This window comes from Methylobacterium sp. E-041, assembly GCF_022829665.1.
Lineage (GTDB): Bacteria > Pseudomonadota > Alphaproteobacteria > Rhizobiales > Beijerinckiaceae > Methylobacterium.
Genome location: NZ_JAKSYQ010000255.1, coordinates 1 through 1,206, shown reverse-complemented (window position 1 = coordinate 1,206; position 1,206 = coordinate 1). Strand labels below are relative to the sequence as shown.

Here is a 1,206-nt window from a genome sequence, read left to right as displayed (position 1 = left end):
GGTCGAGCGCTTCTTCAGCAAGATCAAGCACTTCCGCGCCGTCGCCACCCGCTACGACAAGGATCCCGATAACTTCCTCGCCAGCGTCAAACTCGCTGCCGTCCGGGTCTGGCTGCGAACTTTATGAGTCCGCGACCTAGCACTACCTGGGCACTTTGATGTGAGAGGGCAGCCTGAAGCGTCTTTGACAGTGTGGGCACAGGACCGGCGGGACGAGGCTGGCAAACAGCCGTCCGATGATGGCTTGCCGCATGCCGGGTAGGCTGGGTGATGGCGGCGGCCCCGGAAGGCGGGTCGTTATTTTTTCCCCGCCCCGTCCGACGATTTTCGGCGAGGCGCAGGTTCTGCAGGTAGGTGCAGTCGATCGGGGCCTGTCGCAATTTTGGGTATACGGCGTAGAAAGGCCTCTACCTCCCCATTTTCATGTTTTGTTTCCCTGTGGAAGTCCGAAGCAGACGGCAAGCATCCGGTTCTGCTCGCGCACGGTCCATGCGCCGGCAAAGCCGAAGCCCTTGCGCAGCCACAGCATGGCCTCGAAGCCGCAGATCGTGCGCCGCGCCGTGTTGAACGAGCGGAAGCCACCCACCCGCGGCATCGACCGCTTCACCCAGAAGTGGTCGCTCTCGATACCCGCTGCAGATGCTTGGTGACGTAGTGAACCGGCGTTCCCGGCAGCAGGCCCGCCTTGCGGCTCTCGGCGATGGTCGGCGGGTAGGTGCCGGCGCCATCCGTGCCGATGCGGTCTGAGGCGAGCAACGGCTCGGCCGAAAGCATCTTGCGAAAAGAGCGCTTGGCCGCATCGAGATCGCGGTTGGCGGTCAGCAGGAAGTCGACCGGATTGCCGTGCTTATCGACGGCTCGGTATAGGTAGCGCCACTCACCTCACACCTTGATGTACGTTTCATCTGGACCGAGCCACAGTGCGGTCTGCGGAATTGCCGCAACAGCTTCTCGATCAGCGGCGCGTACGCCAAGACCCAGCGGTTCAGGGTGCTGTGATCGACCTCCAGGCCACACTCCAGGAACAACTCCTCGATATCGCGGTAGCTGAGCGGATAGCGCAGGTACCAGGAGACGGCCTGCAGGATGAGCGACGCCTCGTAGTGCCGGCCATTGAAGTCAGCCTTGGAGCGCTGCTCCAGCTTGGCGGCGATAGCGGACAGGATCATCGGCCTGCTTCAAGGCGGAGGCGGCAAGCTGGTCAGG

2 pseudogenes are annotated in these 1,206 nt (G+C 62.9%); one reads left to right on the top strand and one right to left on the bottom strand.

Annotation, left to right across the window (positions count from 1 at the left end):
* Nucleotides 1–127 (top strand): annotated as a pseudogene (locus MKK70_RS23275) (IS5/IS1182 family transposase); the annotation flags it as partial.
* Nucleotides 128–421: 294 nt separating this feature from the next.
* Here the strand turns inward: MKK70_RS23275 and MKK70_RS23270 are convergent.
* Nucleotides 422–1,169: pseudogene (locus MKK70_RS23270) on the bottom strand (IS6 family transposase).
* Nucleotides 1,170–1,206 lie beyond the last annotated feature (37 nt).